At 27.7% G+C, this 15,337-nt stretch carries 22 protein-coding genes and 1 pseudogene; 2 read left to right on the top strand and 21 right to left on the bottom strand.

Annotated elements, in window-relative coordinates; all coding sequences use genetic code 11:
* Nucleotides 1-7: 7 nt before the first annotated feature.
* Both KPL44_RS05720 and ytfJ read left to right on the top strand, forming a co-directional pair.
* Entirely contained in the window at nt 8-595 is a 588-nt protein-coding gene (locus KPL44_RS05720; protein ID WP_216247948.1) for a DUF2953 domain-containing protein, read from the top strand.
* A complete protein-coding gene (gene ytfJ, locus KPL44_RS05715) occupies nt 588-1,025 on the top strand; it encodes a GerW family sporulation protein (RefSeq protein ID WP_216247947.1) in 438 nt (145 codons plus the stop codon). The genes KPL44_RS05720 and ytfJ overlap by 8 nt, the downstream gene beginning before the upstream one ends.
* Before the next feature lie 126 nt (nt 1,026-1,151).
* On the opposite strand, the gene scpB is transcribed toward ytfJ, so the two are convergent.
* The 21 genes and pseudogenes from scpB to KPL44_RS05610 form a co-directional block, all read right to left on the bottom strand.
* A complete protein-coding gene (gene scpB, locus KPL44_RS05710) occupies nt 1,152-1,751 on the bottom strand; it encodes an SMC-Scp complex subunit ScpB (RefSeq protein WP_216247946.1) in 600 nt (199 codons plus the stop codon).
* A 1-nt stretch (nt 1,752) separates the two neighbouring features.
* A complete protein-coding gene (locus KPL44_RS05705; RefSeq protein ID WP_216247945.1) occupies nt 1,753-2,493 on the bottom strand; it encodes a segregation/condensation protein A in 741 nt (246 codons plus the stop codon).
* 187 nt (nt 2,494-2,680) lie between these two features.
* Complete coding sequence (locus tag KPL44_RS05700; protein ID WP_253201646.1) at nt 2,681-3,787, bottom strand: D-alanyl-D-alanine carboxypeptidase family protein; 1,107 nt, start codon at nt 3,785-3,787, stop codon at nt 2,681-2,683.
* A gap of 327 nt (nt 3,788-4,114) precedes the next feature.
* Entirely contained in the window at nt 4,115-4,993 is an 879-nt protein-coding gene (locus tag KPL44_RS05695; protein ID WP_216247943.1) for a tyrosine recombinase, read from the bottom strand.
* A 268-nt stretch (nt 4,994-5,261) separates the two neighbouring features.
* A complete protein-coding gene (gene spoIIM / locus KPL44_RS05690; protein WP_216170586.1) occupies nt 5,262-5,912 on the bottom strand; it encodes a stage II sporulation protein M in 651 nt (216 codons plus the stop codon).
* A 554-nt stretch (nt 5,913-6,466) separates the two neighbouring features.
* A pseudogene (locus KPL44_RS05685) lies at nt 6,467-6,589 on the bottom strand (sporulation initiation factor Spo0A C-terminal domain-containing protein); the annotation flags it as partial.
* 411 nt (nt 6,590-7,000) lie between these two features.
* Nucleotides 7,001-7,474 carry a type II toxin-antitoxin system PemK/MazF family toxin gene (locus tag KPL44_RS05680; protein WP_216247942.1) on the bottom strand — a complete coding sequence of 158 codons (474 nt, stop codon included), beginning with the start codon at nt 7,472-7,474 and terminating at the stop codon, nt 7,001-7,003.
* 1 nt (nt 7,475) lies between these two features.
* Nucleotides 7,476-7,739, bottom strand: a complete 264-nt coding sequence (locus tag KPL44_RS05675; RefSeq protein WP_216247941.1) for a hypothetical protein — start codon at nt 7,737-7,739, stop codon at nt 7,476-7,478.
* 255 nt (nt 7,740-7,994) lie between these two features.
* Nucleotides 7,995-8,435, bottom strand: coding sequence for a hypothetical protein (locus KPL44_RS05670; protein ID WP_216247940.1), 441 nt, complete (start codon nt 8,433-8,435; stop codon nt 7,995-7,997).
* Nucleotides 8,436-8,456: 21 nt separating this feature from the next.
* Nucleotides 8,457-9,158: an N-acetylmuramoyl-L-alanine amidase gene (locus tag KPL44_RS05665; protein ID WP_216247939.1), complete on the bottom strand. Its 702-nt coding sequence runs from the start codon at nt 9,156-9,158 to the stop codon at nt 8,457-8,459.
* A 28-nt stretch (nt 9,159-9,186) separates the two neighbouring features.
* On the bottom strand, nt 9,187-9,483 hold the full coding sequence (locus KPL44_RS05660; protein WP_216247938.1) for a hypothetical protein: 297 nt from the start codon (nt 9,481-9,483) through the stop codon (nt 9,187-9,189).
* Between the two features lie 103 nt (nt 9,484-9,586).
* Entirely contained in the window at nt 9,587-9,874 is a 288-nt protein-coding gene (locus tag KPL44_RS05655; protein WP_216247937.1) for a hypothetical protein, read from the bottom strand.
* Nucleotides 9,875-10,192 carry a hypothetical protein gene (locus KPL44_RS05650; RefSeq protein ID WP_216247936.1) on the bottom strand — a complete coding sequence of 106 codons (318 nt, stop codon included), beginning with the start codon at nt 10,190-10,192 and terminating at the stop codon, nt 9,875-9,877.
* 11 nt (nt 10,193-10,203) lie between these two features.
* On the bottom strand, nt 10,204-10,743 hold the full coding sequence (locus tag KPL44_RS05645; RefSeq protein WP_216247935.1) for a hypothetical protein: 540 nt from the start codon (nt 10,741-10,743) through the stop codon (nt 10,204-10,206).
* The gene (locus KPL44_RS05640) at nt 10,743-11,519 is read right to left on the bottom strand and encodes a phage tail protein (RefSeq protein ID WP_216247934.1); all 777 of its coding nucleotides are present in this window, start codon (nt 11,517-11,519) and stop codon (nt 10,743-10,745) included. The genes KPL44_RS05645 and KPL44_RS05640 overlap by 1 nt, the downstream gene beginning before the upstream one ends.
* A gap of 2 nt (nt 11,520-11,521) precedes the next feature.
* The gene (locus KPL44_RS05635) at nt 11,522-12,145 is read right to left on the bottom strand and encodes a putative phage tail protein (protein WP_216247933.1); all 624 of its coding nucleotides are present in this window, start codon (nt 12,143-12,145) and stop codon (nt 11,522-11,524) included.
* Nucleotides 12,138-13,181, bottom strand: coding sequence for a baseplate J/gp47 family protein (locus KPL44_RS05630; protein WP_216247932.1), 1,044 nt, complete (start codon nt 13,179-13,181; stop codon nt 12,138-12,140). The genes KPL44_RS05635 and KPL44_RS05630 overlap by 8 nt, the downstream gene beginning before the upstream one ends.
* Nucleotides 13,182-13,655, bottom strand: a complete 474-nt coding sequence (locus tag KPL44_RS05625; RefSeq protein ID WP_216247931.1) for a DUF2634 domain-containing protein — start codon at nt 13,653-13,655, stop codon at nt 13,182-13,184.
* Complete coding sequence (locus tag KPL44_RS05620; protein ID WP_216247930.1) at nt 13,655-13,966, bottom strand: DUF2577 family protein; 312 nt, start codon at nt 13,964-13,966, stop codon at nt 13,655-13,657. The genes KPL44_RS05625 and KPL44_RS05620 overlap by 1 nt, the downstream gene beginning before the upstream one ends.
* 9 nt (nt 13,967-13,975) lie before the next feature.
* The gene (locus KPL44_RS05615; RefSeq protein ID WP_216247929.1) at nt 13,976-14,905 is read right to left on the bottom strand and encodes an XkdQ/YqbQ family protein; all 930 of its coding nucleotides are present in this window, start codon (nt 14,903-14,905) and stop codon (nt 13,976-13,978) included.
* Entirely contained in the window at nt 14,902-15,318 is a 417-nt protein-coding gene (locus tag KPL44_RS05610) for a hypothetical protein (protein ID WP_216247928.1), read from the bottom strand. Before KPL44_RS05610 ends, KPL44_RS05615 begins: the two co-directional genes overlap by 4 nt.
* Nucleotides 15,319-15,337: the final 19 nt, after the last annotated feature.

Genomic DNA, 15,337 nt, shown 5'->3' with positions numbered 1-15,337 from the left:
GGTTGTGATGTTTAAATTTATATTAGTGTTTCTTTTTGTGTTAACAATTATATTATTTCCAATCCATTTAAAAATAACTCTTAAATACACAAACAAAGTCTTGGAAATTTATATATATAAAAAGAAACTAGAGGTAAATAAGCCTTTAAAAAACAATTCAAAAGATCAATTAAAGTCTAAACCTACAAAAATGTTTTTTAAATCATTAAATTTGAGAGATATAAATTTAAGCGATATAAATTTAATTAGTCATAAATTTAAGAATTTAAAATTTAAGCCAACATTAGTTTTAAATACTAAACTAGAATATGGATTCGACGATGCTGCCTTGGTAGCTATCGTATTTGGTTTAATTCATTCAACCTACAGTCTTTTGTATTTAATATTAATAAATTTTGTTAAAGTTAAAAACATAGATCTTAAAGTTACGCCTCAATTTAAAGAAAATAATCTAAATATGGAAATTTCGAGTATAATATACATCAATTTTGTAAAAATTATTTATATGGCATTTATAATATTACCTTGCCTTATAAATATAAAACATAACAAAACAAATTTTAAAAAATATAGAGGAGGAAATGTACATGGATAATCATCCAATTGAAAATTTAATGAGGAGCACCATGGAGAGTATAAAAGATATGATAGATGTTAACACCATTGTAGGCGACCCTGTAAAATCCTTAGATGGAACTACAATTATTCCTATATCAAGAGTATGTTTTGGTTTTGCATCTGGAGGTAGTGAGTTTAATAATATTAATACTACTGACTCAACTAATAAATATCCTTTCGGAGGTGGTTCTGGCGCTGGAGTCACTGTTAAACCAGTCGCATTTTTAGTTGTTAAGAATGATTCAATTAGGCTATTATCTGTAGATCAGCAAAATACATATGATAAAATTGTTGATACCGTACCACAAGTTATCGATATTATTAAAGGTATGTTTAAAGATAAATGCGCTAATGATACAGAACCTGAAAATAAAGAATCCAACAATAAACAAAAGTGCGATGAATAATTTTTATTGAATTTCTATAACAACTTATAAAGTTAAATTATTAACCCCAGCCTAATAAGGTTTTTTAATTTAAAAACTTTATTAGGCTGGGGTTACAACTATATGTATAATTAATATTTTAAATATTTACTTTACCTGATTAATATCAATATCTGGTTGCAAATTTTCTTTGTTAAACTCTTCTAAAGAAGGCATTTCATTTAGGTTAAGAAAATTAAAATGTTTAAGAAATTCATCTGTGGTTACATATATGATTGGTCTTCCCGGAACATTTTTTCGTCCACTTTCTTTAATTAATTTTTTTTCTGATAAGGTGTAAATTGCTCTATCACTCTTAACTCCTCTTATATCCTCAACCTCCACTCTCGTCATTGGCTGCTTATAAGCAATTATGGCTAACGTTTCAAGTGAAGCTTGAGATAAAGATTGCCTGACATTTATCTTTAATAACTTTTGGACATATTCACTATTACATGGTTTTGTAACAAGTTGATATTCATCATTAGTTTCTATAATTCTAATGCCTCTCTGCTCATGCTGATATTTTACTTTTAATTCATTTATTAACTTCATTGTAAATTCAATACTACACTCTAAAATATTTGCAATTTCTGTTAGTTTTAATGATTCTCCCGCAACAAATAGCAACGATTCAATAATAGAATAATATATGTTATTAGTAGAAATATTCTTACTTGCTAATTGTTTAATACTAAATTCATTCATATTAATTTACCCTTTCTAAATATATAGCTTTAAAATTGCTTTCTTGAAATACTCGTACACTCCTAATCTTAATTAACTCAAGTAATGCTAAGAACATAACAATAACTTCTATTTTAGATGAATAACCATAGATTAAGTTTGTAAAGTGGATTTTTCCAAACTGATTTAGTTTTTGTTTCAATTCCTCCATTTTATCTTCTATTTTATATTCATCTATCAATATTTCTTTATTTACAATAATATCTGTATTCATCTTATTTTTATATTTTTCCATTAGACTATTATATAAATTATGCAAATCAAAAATTGTAATATTCTTTAGAAAATCTACTTCTTTAGCATTCTGATTATCTTCCTCAATTATTTCAGGTTTTTTACTAATCATTATACCTGTCTCTTGCTCCATAACCTTCAAGTTTTCAGCTATAACTTTATATTTTCTATACTCCACCAGTTTGTCCATTAATTCCTTTTCCACATCATATTCATCCTCAGTACTAACGTCTTCTTTATTTTTTGGCAACAAATATTTTGATTTAATTTCAATTAAAGTTGCAGCTATAACAATAAATTCTGATGTCATTTCTAAATCCATTTCTCTCATACTCCTAAGATACTCCAAATATTGATTCGTAATTTCAACAATGTTAATATCATAAATATTCATCTTATTTTTCTTTATAAGATGCAACAATAAGTCAAACGGGCCTTCAAAATTAGTTACTTTTATACTTACTGGCATGTACACTCTCTCCTATATAAACAAATAATTATAAAGAAATATTTATTTTACTTTAATTTCTTTATATCAAGTTTAATTTAAGTATAATATTAAAACATATAAAATGATACATTTTATAAAAAATAACCCCTAAGCAAGTATTTGTTTGCTCAGAAGTTATTTTACTTATCTTTAAAATATATGGTAATTAAATTGCTTTATCAAATAATTCTGTAAAATTATTTATAATGTTATCCCATACCCTAGATTTTTTAATATCTCTATCACTATAGATATTAATTTTGCCACATAGTTTGTTATCAACATATATTTCACAAGATCCAATAGCTACATTCTTTTTATAATCTTTTACCCCTTGTTTTAGAACAAATTTTTTAGTTATTATATTCTTATTACCTCTCTCAAGCGTTACAAGAAAATCTTCTTGTGCTTTAGCGATTAGAAACTTGTCACCCTTTTTATTTAAAATTATTTTTTCTAAATTTTGATCCTTCACTATTACCTTTTTAGTCTCAAATTTAGAGAAACCATAATTCATTAACATACTTGCATCGCTATTTCTTATCTTAAAAGTTGGTGCACCCATAATTATTGCAAGCATTCTAACATTACTTTGTTTTGCAGTAGCTGATATACAATATTTCGCTTCATTTGTAAATCCAGTCTTAAGTCCATCACATCCATTAAAAAATCTAACAAGCTTATTATGGTTTACAAGACCTATAGGTGCTTTCCTCCCCTCAGAAATAGTTTCCATGTATGTTGATGAATATTTTAATATTTTAGGATGTTTTAATAATTCTCTAGACATAATTGAAATATCATATGCCGTTGTAATATGTCCATCTGCACTTAAACCAGTGCAGTTTTTAAAACTAGTATCTTTCATGTCCAAACTTTTAGCTTTTGCATTCATCATATTAACAAAAGCCCCTTCACTACCTGCTAAGTACTCTGCCATTGCAACTGCTGCATCATTCCCTGATGCAATAGCAATTCCTTTTAAAATTTCTTCTACTGTTCTAACTTCACCAGTATCAAGTATCATACTACTTCCACCCATTTTTTTTGAGTTTTCACTTACAGTTATCTTATCGGTTAATTTGATTTTACCAGAGTCTACTGCCTCCATAGCAAGTAACATAGTCATTATTTTAGTTACCGAAGCTGGAGCAAATTCTTCATGAGAATTTTTTTCATATATTATTTTACCACTAGTTGGTTCCATTAATAATGCTGACTTTGCCTGAACGACAATCCCTTTGTCATCTTTATTTTCTGCTTTAGCAGGCATGTTACAAAACTGCGTGGTAAAAATTAATGATAAAATTAAACATAATACATTTCTAAATCTTCTTTTCATATTTATCCTCCTCATAATCCTTTATGCTAAATGACAATTCTTAAAAGCCATCTGCACTACTTAAAATTCATAACATTATTTTTACCAAAACATATTGATATTATCACTATTTATCTATAATAATTAAAAAATTTATTTTATCCATAGAACAAAAATAAGAATTCGTCTTTGTTTATAAAGACGAATTCTTATTTTTCTCTGTTCACTTTATTATATGAAAACTAATTAATTTATTGAAGTTATTTTCTGAATCAATATCTATGCTCTAGGAAAAGTGTTCTTGTAGATCTCTGATATTTTATTTTTCTTAACTACTGTTGAATAAATTTGAGTTGTGGACATACTATTATGTCCAAGCAGCTCCTGAACTGCACTTATACCTGCACCATTTTGTAATAAGTGTACAGCAAATGAATTTCTTATTGTATAAGAATTTATTGTCTTTTTTATACCAGTGGTCTTAGCATATTCTTTAATAATTTTCCAAAAACCTTGCCTTGTCATTTTCTCACTTTTTGTATTTAAAAAAAGTAAATTTAAGTTATTTAAGTTTATTTTATATCTAATCTTTAAATATTCTGACATACAGCTAATCGCATGTCTACCTATTGGAATTATTCTTTCATTTTTTCTGCCATTATTACATGTTATGTATAACGAATCTAAATTAATATCATATACAGTTAAACTTAAAAGTTCTGAGACCTTCATGCCTGTTGCATACATTAATTCTAACATTGCTTTATCTCTACATCCTTTAATTGTTAATTGCTCTGGTTGATTTAATAATTCATCTATCTCCTCAATTGATAAAATCTGAGGTATATTCCGTTTGATTTTTGGGAGAGAAAAATAAGCTGTTGGATCATTTTGGGCAAGATTGCTTTTAATAAGATATTTATAGTAATTTCTAATAGAAACAATACTTCTTGCTATTGAACTATTCGCTTTGCCTTCTTTTTTTAGATACTCAGAATAAGCCATTATTGTTATGTTATCAACCGTTTCCTGGGTTTCATTTTTATTCTCTGTAAATTCAATGAATCGTTTTACATCTCTCGTGTAGGCGTCAATAGTATTTCTCGTCAACTTATTATTTTGTAATTTTTTTATATAAATTGTCAATAAATCATTCATAATTTCTCTCCTATATTATAGGGAATGTTAATATTTTACATGCATTAGACTCTAAAAAACAAATAAAATGTAAGAACATAATTATAAACTAATTTATAATTATTATCAACTAATTTGTAAACCATAACACTGTTTATATATCTATTTGGGTTATTAATTAATCTTGAAAGTGAATAATCTACAAACTGGGGGAGAAAAATACCCATTACTATTAAAATAATAAAACATTTAATTGATAACGTAACAAAATGGAATAAATACCTATCCTTCATTTGCTTAGACTTCCCAAATTATTAATAAGATTTTTAACAAAATAAGGTGCAATATATGATTCTATAATTATCCCTATAAACAAGAAACCCATTATTACAATAAATATTACGCTATAATATATTATTCTACTAGATATACTACTTGTCCATTGTTTATTGAACTTGTTTCTTAATAACATTATAGAAAATTCCATTGATATCACCGATGCAAAAATAATGCATGGAATATAAATTAAATTTTGAGGTAATACCCCTAGTATTGCAATACCAATACCACTCTTTCCTAGCCCACTAATCATAAAACTAAAAGTGAAACCAACTGTAAATCCTTTTAACAAATCAATAATCACAATAATTGGTAAACCCACAATAGTTAACCCTAAAAACCATAGAAAAATAATTACTGGTAAATTGTTTTTTATTGATTGAAAAAATATTAATTTATAACTAATCCCACTTGTGTTTGAAGGATCAATAAAATTAATTAAATAATTCACTAAATCCTTGTGTTCAAATTCACCCATATATTTCACACTATAAATCCCTAAAATTATACCTGTGAATACACACAAGATACTTATAATATATAACCAATAATTTTCTTGTATATGTTTATTTACATTGCTTATTAATGCGTTAGATGACATAATTTTTCCCCCTTTGTTAATCATTATATTTTTTATAGCTACTCATAATATGTTATTAAAATCCACTCACGTTATATTCATGCTAGGTTTCACCTTATTTAAGATAAAATTGAACATAAATAATTACAATATCTTAATTAATATTTATGATAACAAAGGAGTTTATATGCATATTTAGTTTAACATTACTAACCACATTACAATTTTATTTAATTCACCTCTTCTCTATAAATTTCACTATAAAAAAGAAAGTGCCTTTACAAATTACATATTTTGTGTTACAATATTTGTATAGAGGTGATTCAATATCAATATCAATACTAAAAAAATAGAAAAACTACCAAATAAAAAATTAACTACTAAACTTAATTCTAAGGAAGATTCAATTTCTAATGATAATTTAATTTACGACTCTTTTGAAGAATATCTTAATAACTATAATTCTAATTAACATTAAGGATGTAAGCTTTTGCTTACATCCTATTATTTTTCTTAATCTTCTCTTTTACATAAAATAAAAGAGCATCCATTAAAGACACTCTTAATCTATCAATTTAGCTAACTCTATTTTGTAATCTTAGCTTATCAGCAACCATCGCTATAAATTCGCTATTAGTTGGTTTACCTTTAGCATTATGAACGGTATAACCAAATATTTTGTTTATGGTTTCAACTTGTGATACCAACGGTTTCAAGGTTTTTTAAAATTATTTTTACATATAAAATATCATTTTAGAATGATAAGCTTTTTTTATTTATAGGTGCAACATCCAAGTATTTATAGGTCTATTATAAGTGAAATTCAAATTTATTACAAGTGATAAATATACACTTAAATTATCTAATATGTTAATTTTACATTCTATAAATTTGAATTAATATAATTGTATGATCTTACCTCTATCATTTAACATAGATAAATCTGTAGCTATGAATTCGATTGTGTGCTTTACAAAAAAAAGAAAAAAAGGATATACAGAATTTAATCACTCAGTTCTTAAAAAAAATTTCCATCAATGAATAATTATTTAAAATTTATTTTAGGCATAATAAAAACTCCTAAATAACTTAATATTTAAGAGCATCTATTAACTTCTTGAAAATTGATTTGTATATATAGTTTTATATTGGGATAAAAGTACTGCAACTTCATCCATCATTGACTCGTATAAATCAAAGTTGTATAGTATTGCACTATCTAAAGGTTTAAAATCACATATAGTTCCCATGTAACATTCTTCAAATAATTCTTCCTTAGCAATAGTATATACTTGATCTAATAATATAACTGAATCTTTTTCTAAAAAATCATACTTTGACATTAATAATGGAACATGATAAGGATATTTAACTTTTCCATTTTCCATATAATTTGCTAAATCTTGAACTGGTGATAATAACACTCTTTTAGAATTATAGTTTGTCCTCCCTATAATAATAAAAGGTCTGACTTTTAATGATGTTATATCAGCATTAGGTTTGCTTAAAGAAAACCAATGAATTGCCCCTTTTACTGAATGAGTACTTGGTGAAAATGATTCTGAATTAACGTGCTTTTCCATATTAATCTTCCTCTCTGTAGTTTCCTCTCATATCGTTATATATGTCATCTTCCTCTTTAGTAGACTGATAATTTTTATCATATTTTGCATACATAACTTTACGGTTTTCTTTATTAAAAATCATATCAATTAGAGATATATTAATGGTTGGATCTTGTCTATTATAATTTGCCAATTGAACTACCATATCAATCGCCCCTTTATCTTTTAGTTTAGATTTCTGTGTATTTAAGTTTATTCTTCCTTTCCACTTCTTTATCATCATATTTTACCACCTTTTGCCTTAATATTCAATATTTATTAAAAATATTTATTAAAATATAGGTATACTTTCTTTACTATATGCATATAATATTAATTAGCCTATTTATATTTTACCATATATTGTAAGAATATATTTATATTTTAATAACAAAATATATGACACTAAAAGTCATAAGTTTTCTTTATTTTCACTCTCATGTATTTATAAAAAGAAAAAAAGGACATCTAAGCAATTAAGCCTAAATGTCCTTTAATTTTATACTACTGTTACTGGAACTACTTTTTTAACATATTCTGTTCCTTCAGCATCAACATATTTAATTTGTGCCACTGTAGGAACTATTTCAACTGGATTTAATTCTTGAATAGCTATTGGTTTGTCTTTATTAAACTCTCCTGCTAAGGCTTTATTTAATTGTTCAATTCTTTCATCCGTTATTAATGGATATTTTGCTTTAAGCATATTAGAAAATAAAACTATTTTTGAATCAGCAAGTTCATTAAGCCTATGATTTTCCTCAAGAATATTCCAAATATCTATTGCATCCTTTTTAAGTAGATCATATTTTGCAATTCCTGTTTTTGATACAACTAGTGAAACTACTTTTGGCAATAAATCTAAAAGAAATTTCCCAACTACACCTAAAAAACTTATTCCTACGACTGGATATAAATAACTTAATACTGTTACTAACATATATACATCTCCTAATTTTTATTATTTTTTAATATAAGTACCCATTGCATCATATTTTGCTTGTGTTTTAATACCATAAAATCCATCCTCTATTAATTTATCACTGGTTTGCGTGATTAAATTAAACCACTTTTGAAATTGCAAACAGTAATTAACAGTTGAAAATGCTACTGGTTTAACTACTGGACTTACCGTAATAGTTCCACCAATAATATTTATAATTCCCTTTGCAATTGCGAGTCCTAAAGTTGTTTTATTATAAAGATTACAATCATTAGAGTTTGTACAAAAGAATGGCTCAACTAAAATACTGACTGCATTAGGTTGATATGTCATCCACAATCTTGGATTCTTAATACCTCTATCTGCAAACCCTAGCTTACATATTTCTTTTAATACTGAAGTAGCATATTTTGCTCCTGAAGTTGATGCATACTCAATTTCACAACCATGTGCTGAAGAGTCATCATAAGCATTTACATGAAAACATAAGTGTAGTTGACTTCCTGAATTATTACTATGTAGTGTTCTATATGCTAAACTTTCATTGACTGTCATGGGAGTATTTAGTGGAGTACAATTAATAAGAGTATGTCCATGACGTTGCAATTCAGCAATACACACTAGTGCATATTCTCTTATAATCTTTTCTTCATTCAAAAACCCTTCTGCTCCACGATCTTTTCCCGCAAAATGCCCTAAATCATATGAAATTATTGCCATTAATAATTACCTCTCTTTCCTATTATTTTTATACTAACCCAACTATAAGCAATGTAAAAACTGCTGTTCCTATAACTGTAATTCCTATCTTAACTACTTGCTCCCAATGTTTAGCAGGTTTATCTTCAATCACATCAAGTCTATTAGCTATTTTTTCTATAGATGCCTCTATTTTTGTAAGTAGTGAAAACAATTGCCCCATCTTTTCTTCGGCTTTAGCGTTATTGATTTTTACGTCTGTCATTTGCGATTCTAGTAAAGTAGTTCTCTGTTTTAATTCACTTATTTCTCTTTCCATAACTGTTTCACCATCCTTATTTTCCATATCGTCACTTCCCTTCTACTTTATTTTTTTGCATTAAAAAAGACACTATTTCTAGTGTCTATATTTATATATTACGTTATAGTGCTAACCAACCCTTATATTCCTAAGACGTAGGAACTTCTGTTGTTAAAAATTCTATCGGAGGTTGATTCTGTGGGTCTTCTGGTGTTTTTAATGCCATTGTGTCTGCATGTTCTACTGGTGTAATCCATGCTTTTGTTAGTGCCGCATCTATTAAATCAATATAAAACGTTTTTGCTGCATATAGCATAACTGGTGCTACATATTGTGGTCGTACCACTTCTATGTTATTTAAAGAATTCATACCTGTTGTATATACATTTTGCGAATAAGATTTTACCAAAAGTGTATTAACTGTGCCTGTTGCCATTTATATTACCTCGCTTTCAATTAGCGTTTCTAGTAATTTTTGATAATCAAGACTGTTATTATTTGCTACTTGTTCAGCATCATATATCTTCTGTTTAAGAATAATATTGTCTGCCTTTAATGTCTCAAATTCCTCTACGGGTGCAGTTGATATAGGTTCAAAAGTCCCTACACTCCATTTTCCATTCTCATATTTTTTCCACATATAACTAGCATCAGCACTAGTTATTTCAATCATATCATCTTGAATAACCTCACCACTTAACTGACTAATTCCTGTGCATATTTTATTTTCATTTAAAGTCGCGTAAAATTTCATATATTTCCCTCCTAATTAAATTCTATTGCATACCATTGTATAGAATAATTCATTGAACCATAACCAGTAAATTTTAAATTTGTTGTTGACGTAAGTTGCATAGCTATTTGCATAATTTCAGATAAACCATATGTGGATGTAATGGTAAAACTAAGAAACAAATCCGTTTTTAACATGTTAACAGATGAAATAGCTATATTTGTTGAAGCAGTATTTAGCGTTAATAGCCCAGTTTGTAAGCTCTTAACATTATTATATTCAATAACTTCCCAGTCAATAGTAGCTGTAAAAGTAGCACCATTAGAATAACGGGTTATTTGTAAATTCGTGCTAGAAGTTAAAACACATTTAAACAATGTTACATTAGCTCTGGTGCTCGCTCCTGTAGCACAAACAAAAATTTTCGGTATCGACTTAGTTATATCTACTGGAGATATTGTAATATTAATTGTTAAATCAGTGCTTAGAACGGAGTATTCACCTCTTTGGATACCTTTTGTATTACTTTCTCCACCTCCACCTATACCATGTTGTAACAACCTATCAATCATTATTGCAACACCTCACTAGTAACCTTATCTAGTGTGTAAGTAATACTGTAAACCCTAGTAACACTCACCGTAGTTCCGTCAGTTAAATATTCTGTTTCGGTTCTAGTTGTGTATTTTGGAGTTGTACCACCACTTAAAATAGATTTTAATATTAACGTTCCATTTTTTCTTTTGTATTGTATCGTTGTAAATATTCCATTTGCATCAACATTTGTTTTATAGGTTGAATACGTCGAATTATCAGCCATAGCATTGTTAATCGTATTTATTGAATGTACATTATCAGCCTCAAATTGTTCTATTTTTGTATCTAAAATTGTAATGTCTTTTTTGGTTGCAAGTATTACTGTAGGATCAATTTTCAATTCAACACTAGTTGCATTTGTTACTTCTAATGTCATTTTTATGTATAACTCTTTAGTTGAGCCGTCACTTGCAACAGGCTTATATGTCTCAGGATATTTTCCAATTGCAATTAAGTTATTTGCATCATCATATATTCCTGCTTCTCGAATCATAAATCCACCTACTGAACTTGGAATTGCAGAAGATATTACTATCCAATTAGGATTAGTTGGATCTGTTTCAATACTTGTTATGCTACATTCGTATACCTTATGTATAATATCTGTTTGAGTTTCCACTGGATTATAATAAGTTCCATTACTATCTCCCACCTTTAAAGTAGTAAGATTAATTTTTGTTCCTGTTGGTAGACTATTAGCTATTTTAGCCTTACCTACATTTGTTAATATAGTATAAAATTGTTCTGCCATTATTATATTGCCCCCTTCGGACTTATTGTTATTATTTCAGCACCTTGACTTTGACCTAATGCTATATTAATTTTTCCATTTGTTTCTATCTCTCTAGTTTGATAAGGATATACCATTATTTCTTCACCACATAATAAAAACGTCCTAATAGTCAAACTATCGCACGTTTTTGATGTCATTTTATAATTAGCTTTTAAATGAGCAGGTTTCATTTCTTCAACACTCGAATACAAATCTGATAATATGTATGGAAATCCACTGCTACTTACTAAATCTAATAAGAATGAATAATCAGGATTATTTTCTATTACATTAACTGTATCCACATAACTTTGTGCAATACTTTTAATTGCACTTATTGTACTTACACCTCTACCTCTTATTTTTGCTAATACTTTATTTCTTCTTTGAGTTAAAGTTAAATTTGTGTTTGATAGTATCCCAAATTCTGCTTCCCATCTTTCAATCATTGTATCTGTGGTATCAGTAAAAAACTGATTTAATGTACTTTCAATTTTTGCTTTAAATATAGTTAGTTCTTTTGCATTAGTAGTATTTAAATTACTAATAACCTTTGAGTTCACATAATATTTAGGCATATAACCTAGTAGAGTTTTACTATCCATTTGTAAGCACTCCTAAGACTGCTATTTCTTCATCAGCAATTTCAACGTTTATTACTCCATTATTTATTAATAAATTGTTATAATCTAGGACACCATTTACATTAAAGAGAAGATTTCCTATTTTTGCATAGCTAACATATGTTGTTAAGAAAGCTATGTTTTTAAAATATTGAGTTAAGCTATCTTTAATAGCCATTGTTACTGTTTCTATTGTGTATTTATTTGTGTCTATAGATAATTTTACAGATATATTTATATCTTTTTCTATACCCGATAGTACAGTTATCGTTGCTCCAATAGGTCTCACATCTTCTATGTATTTAGAAACTAAAGTAATTAATTCTGTATCTGCCTCTCTCTTATTGCTATCTATTATTGCAACCTTTACTGTTCCATTTCCATTCCAAAGAGGAGTGACCTTTGCATCACCTACACCAACTACAGACATTGCCCATAGTTTATATTGGGCTGAATTGCCACTAGTTGATGGACTTCTAACCTTTTCCCAATATCTTTCTCTTAATTGTTCATCTGTTTCTTCTTCATATCCACTCGTTAAGGCTTCTGTATTAGTTACACTTATTAACCCTGCTAATGTTACTGGAAAATATTTAATTGCTCCTATGGCTACATTCCCAACTGTTCCCACCATTTCGCATTTAACATTAACATTTGCAATTCCAGTTGCACCTATTGTTTTACTTTCTATAAATGTGAAGTTAACTGTGTCACTTGCAACTTTATCACCTATATTAATTACTGTTCCTACTGCCCCGACAACTGTAACTGGATTACCTGAATAAGTTGCTAATTTTCTAGTAATTCCATATGCTCCTACTATTTTGTTTAAATATATTCCAGTGCTTGTATCTGCAAATCCTAAATCTAATATTGAATTTTGGTCTGCATAAGCTGTTTCTAACTCAATACTTAATGGTTTTTCAACATCATATACAAAACTACCTTCAGTTTTATCATAAGTATCATCAATATTAGATAATAACCTTGCTTGTATTACTTTACTTGTATCGTTCATTTATAACCTCACCTCACTTTCCAATACTCCATAAACACTATTTACAGTAAAATTTACTACTAAAACATTTGTTTCCCTAGTTAATACAAAATTACTAACAGTTAATATTTCTGCATTTTTCAATAAGTTTTCTGTTAATTCTCTTTGTACTTCTGCTTGAATAAAAAAATATGGATTATTACTATTTATTAAATCTAATAGTGATATTCCATATTCATCTGCTACACCTGTTTCATATATTTTGAATTTATTTTTTTCTGTTCTTACTAATTTCTCAATCCACATTTTTAATGCTTTAATACCAGTTAATAACTCAATGTTACCATCTTTAATTACAAATTCACCTACATCAAAGTCAAAGTTAAATACAGCACCATTTGAAACTATGGTAGTTGTATCTATTGCTGCAGTACCGTAACTAGTTAATGTTACTTCTTCCTCTATATTTAGTTCAGGTATTATGCTATCAGCCATTAAATCACCACCTTATCTGTTATAAAAAACTTTTGACCTCTAATATCTGATATTGCTAATACTGTATCATTTATTTTTAAACTATTATTAAAGGTTACTGTTGTATCTACCCCATTAATTACTACTGTACCGGTGAGATTTTCTACTAAATTACTACACAGGTAGCAATTAGAATCATCGAGTATCACCGAGCCCCCACTTATACTGATTTTAAGAGGTCTAATAGACAATACGGTTCCTTTACTATTGCCAATTCTCGATATATTTGTTTTACTATTAATTTTCTTTGCAAATTCTGTTGTATAATCCATTTAACCCCCCTACCACTCTAGTACAATGCTTGCTCTATATTGTCCGTTAGACAATGTATTAGTGCATGATTTTATGTTATACCACCCATTCAAACCCATAGATTTGATGCTCAAACCTATACTTCTATTTGCTCTTATTTCTTCGCCACCACTAATAACCACAATATTTAATGTGGTATCATAGAATATTTTATTATTTAATTTTAAGTAGTTAGTAGCTATAGTTTTAGCATGTGCTACATCACTAGCAATATCTAATGTTAATACTTCTTGTAATCCACCATAGATTTTAACATTTATTGGATCAATTACGGTAGCTAGTATTTTAGTATTTGTATCATCATTTCCAGTAGCTACCACTTTGTCTTTCATGTTTTCTATGCTACTATTAACAATTAAATCCTTTGATAATATAAACTTTGGAAATATTTGATATTGCTTTTGAACTCTAATATAAAGAATATCCGAAATCATTTCCTTGATATATTTTGTACCTTTTTCTAATGTTACATTTTCTAAAATATCATCAATTATCGCAGAAAGTGTCATATCTTTATAAATCTTACTTACTACTGTATTAATAGTTGCACAATTACACCTTACACCAAACTTTGCACATAATTGTTCGATAGCTACGCTTGCAGTTACTTTATTAAATTGAATTATAGTTTCACTTTTATTTAAATAAAACGCATAATCATAACAAATATATTTATATGTAAGTTTATCTTTAGCCTTTTTTACTATGACACCAGTAAATGCTATTTTATTATCTATTTTAAGTATTATGTGAGTACCCTCAACTAAGTCAAACAATGAATCAAAATTTAATTCTATGCTTAATGTATCACTGTTGCTCGACCAACTTACATTATTGCTTTTTAGCAATACATCTGTCCATCCACCATTTTCGTCTAAAGCCATTAAAGTATAAATCATTTTAAAGCCCTATATTCTTTAAAACTTGCGTTAAAATCAACGTCCATTTCATGATTAAACCCCCAAGTAAGCTTTTCTACAGATACTAATATATTTATATAATCTGCATTGTCATTACCTTTAAAAATTAATCTTATAGGAAATTTATCAGTCTTTGCACTATCCATAAGATTAATTATATTAGGAGTATTCATATAATCACATTTACAAAATACATATTGTTGCATTGCCAACATAAATCCCATGTCAAAACTAATTAATCCTGTTCCATTTAGTAGATTAAAAACTCCATTATTGAAAGTTTGAAATTCTTCATTCAATGAATTTGATTCTAAATCGGGAAACTTATCAGGTAAAGTTGGAAACTGATATACTTGATCCCTATTTTCTGTACATACATAAATATCTGCCATATAGCCACATCCTTTCAAT

The sequence above is a fragment of the Clostridium sp. DSM 17811 genome (genome assembly GCF_018861905.1).
In the GTDB taxonomy this organism is placed as follows: domain Bacteria; phylum Bacillota; class Clostridia; order Clostridiales; family Clostridiaceae; genus Clostridium_AD; species Clostridium_AD frigoriphilum.
This window is presented reverse-complemented; position numbering and strand designations above follow the sequence as displayed.

Coding starts and splice junctions, on each gene's coding strand:
- KPL44_RS05610 (WP_216247928.1), bottom strand. CDS start 15,318: ATGGCAGATATTTATGTATGTACAGAAAATAGGGATCAAGTATATCAG.
- KPL44_RS05625 (WP_216247931.1), bottom strand. CDS start 13,655: ATGGCTGATAGCATAATACCTGAACTAAATATAGAGGAAGAAGTAACA.
- spoIIM (WP_216170586.1), bottom strand. CDS start 5,912: ATGTCATCTAACGCATTAATAAGCAATGTAAATAAACATATACAAGAA.
- KPL44_RS05645 (WP_216247935.1), bottom strand. CDS start 10,743: ATGATTGATAGGTTGTTACAACATGGTATAGGTGGAGGTGGAGAAAGT.
- KPL44_RS05630 (WP_216247932.1), bottom strand. CDS start 13,181: ATGAACGATACAAGTAAAGTAATACAAGCAAGGTTATTATCTAATATT.
- KPL44_RS05620 (WP_216247930.1), bottom strand. CDS start 13,966: ATGGATTATACAACAGAATTTGCAAAGAAAATTAATAGTAAAACAAAT.
- KPL44_RS05700 (WP_253201646.1), bottom strand. CDS start 3,787: ATGCCTGCTAAAGCAGAAAATAAAGATGACAAAGGGATTGTCGTTCAG.
- KPL44_RS05720 (WP_216247948.1), top strand. CDS start 8: ATGTTTAAATTTATATTAGTGTTTCTTTTTGTGTTAACAATTATATTA.
- KPL44_RS05695 (WP_216247943.1), bottom strand. CDS start 4,993: ATGAATGATTTATTGACAATTTATATAAAAAAATTACAAAATAATAAG.
- KPL44_RS05680 (WP_216247942.1), bottom strand. CDS start 7,474: ATGGAAAAGCACGTTAATTCAGAATCATTTTCACCAAGTACTCATTCA.
- KPL44_RS05640 (WP_216247934.1), bottom strand. CDS start 11,519: ATGGCAGAACAATTTTATACTATATTAACAAATGTAGGTAAGGCTAAA.
- scpB (WP_216247946.1), bottom strand. CDS start 1,751: ATGAATGAATTTAGTATTAAACAATTAGCAAGTAAGAATATTTCTACT.
- KPL44_RS05650 (WP_216247936.1), bottom strand. CDS start 10,192: ATGAAATTTTACGCGACTTTAAATGAAAATAAAATATGCACAGGAATT.
- KPL44_RS05615 (WP_216247929.1), bottom strand. CDS start 14,905: ATGATTTATACTTTAATGGCTTTAGACGAAAATGGTGGATGGACAGAT.
- KPL44_RS05655 (WP_216247937.1), bottom strand. CDS start 9,874: ATGGCAACAGGCACAGTTAATACACTTTTGGTAAAATCTTATTCGCAA.
- KPL44_RS05635 (WP_216247933.1), bottom strand. CDS start 12,145: ATGGATAGTAAAACTCTACTAGGTTATATGCCTAAATATTATGTGAAC.
- ytfJ (WP_216247947.1), top strand. CDS start 588: ATGGATAATCATCCAATTGAAAATTTAATGAGGAGCACCATGGAGAGT.
- KPL44_RS05670 (WP_216247940.1), bottom strand. CDS start 8,435: ATGTTAGTAACAGTATTAAGTTATTTATATCCAGTCGTAGGAATAAGT.
- KPL44_RS05705 (WP_216247945.1), bottom strand. CDS start 2,493: ATGCCAGTAAGTATAAAAGTAACTAATTTTGAAGGCCCGTTTGACTTA.
- KPL44_RS05675 (WP_216247941.1), bottom strand. CDS start 7,739: ATGATGATAAAGAAGTGGAAAGGAAGAATAAACTTAAATACACAGAAA.
- KPL44_RS05665 (WP_216247939.1), bottom strand. CDS start 9,158: ATGGCAATAATTTCATATGATTTAGGGCATTTTGCGGGAAAAGATCGT.
- KPL44_RS05660 (WP_216247938.1), bottom strand. CDS start 9,483: ATGGAAAATAAGGATGGTGAAACAGTTATGGAAAGAGAAATAAGTGAA.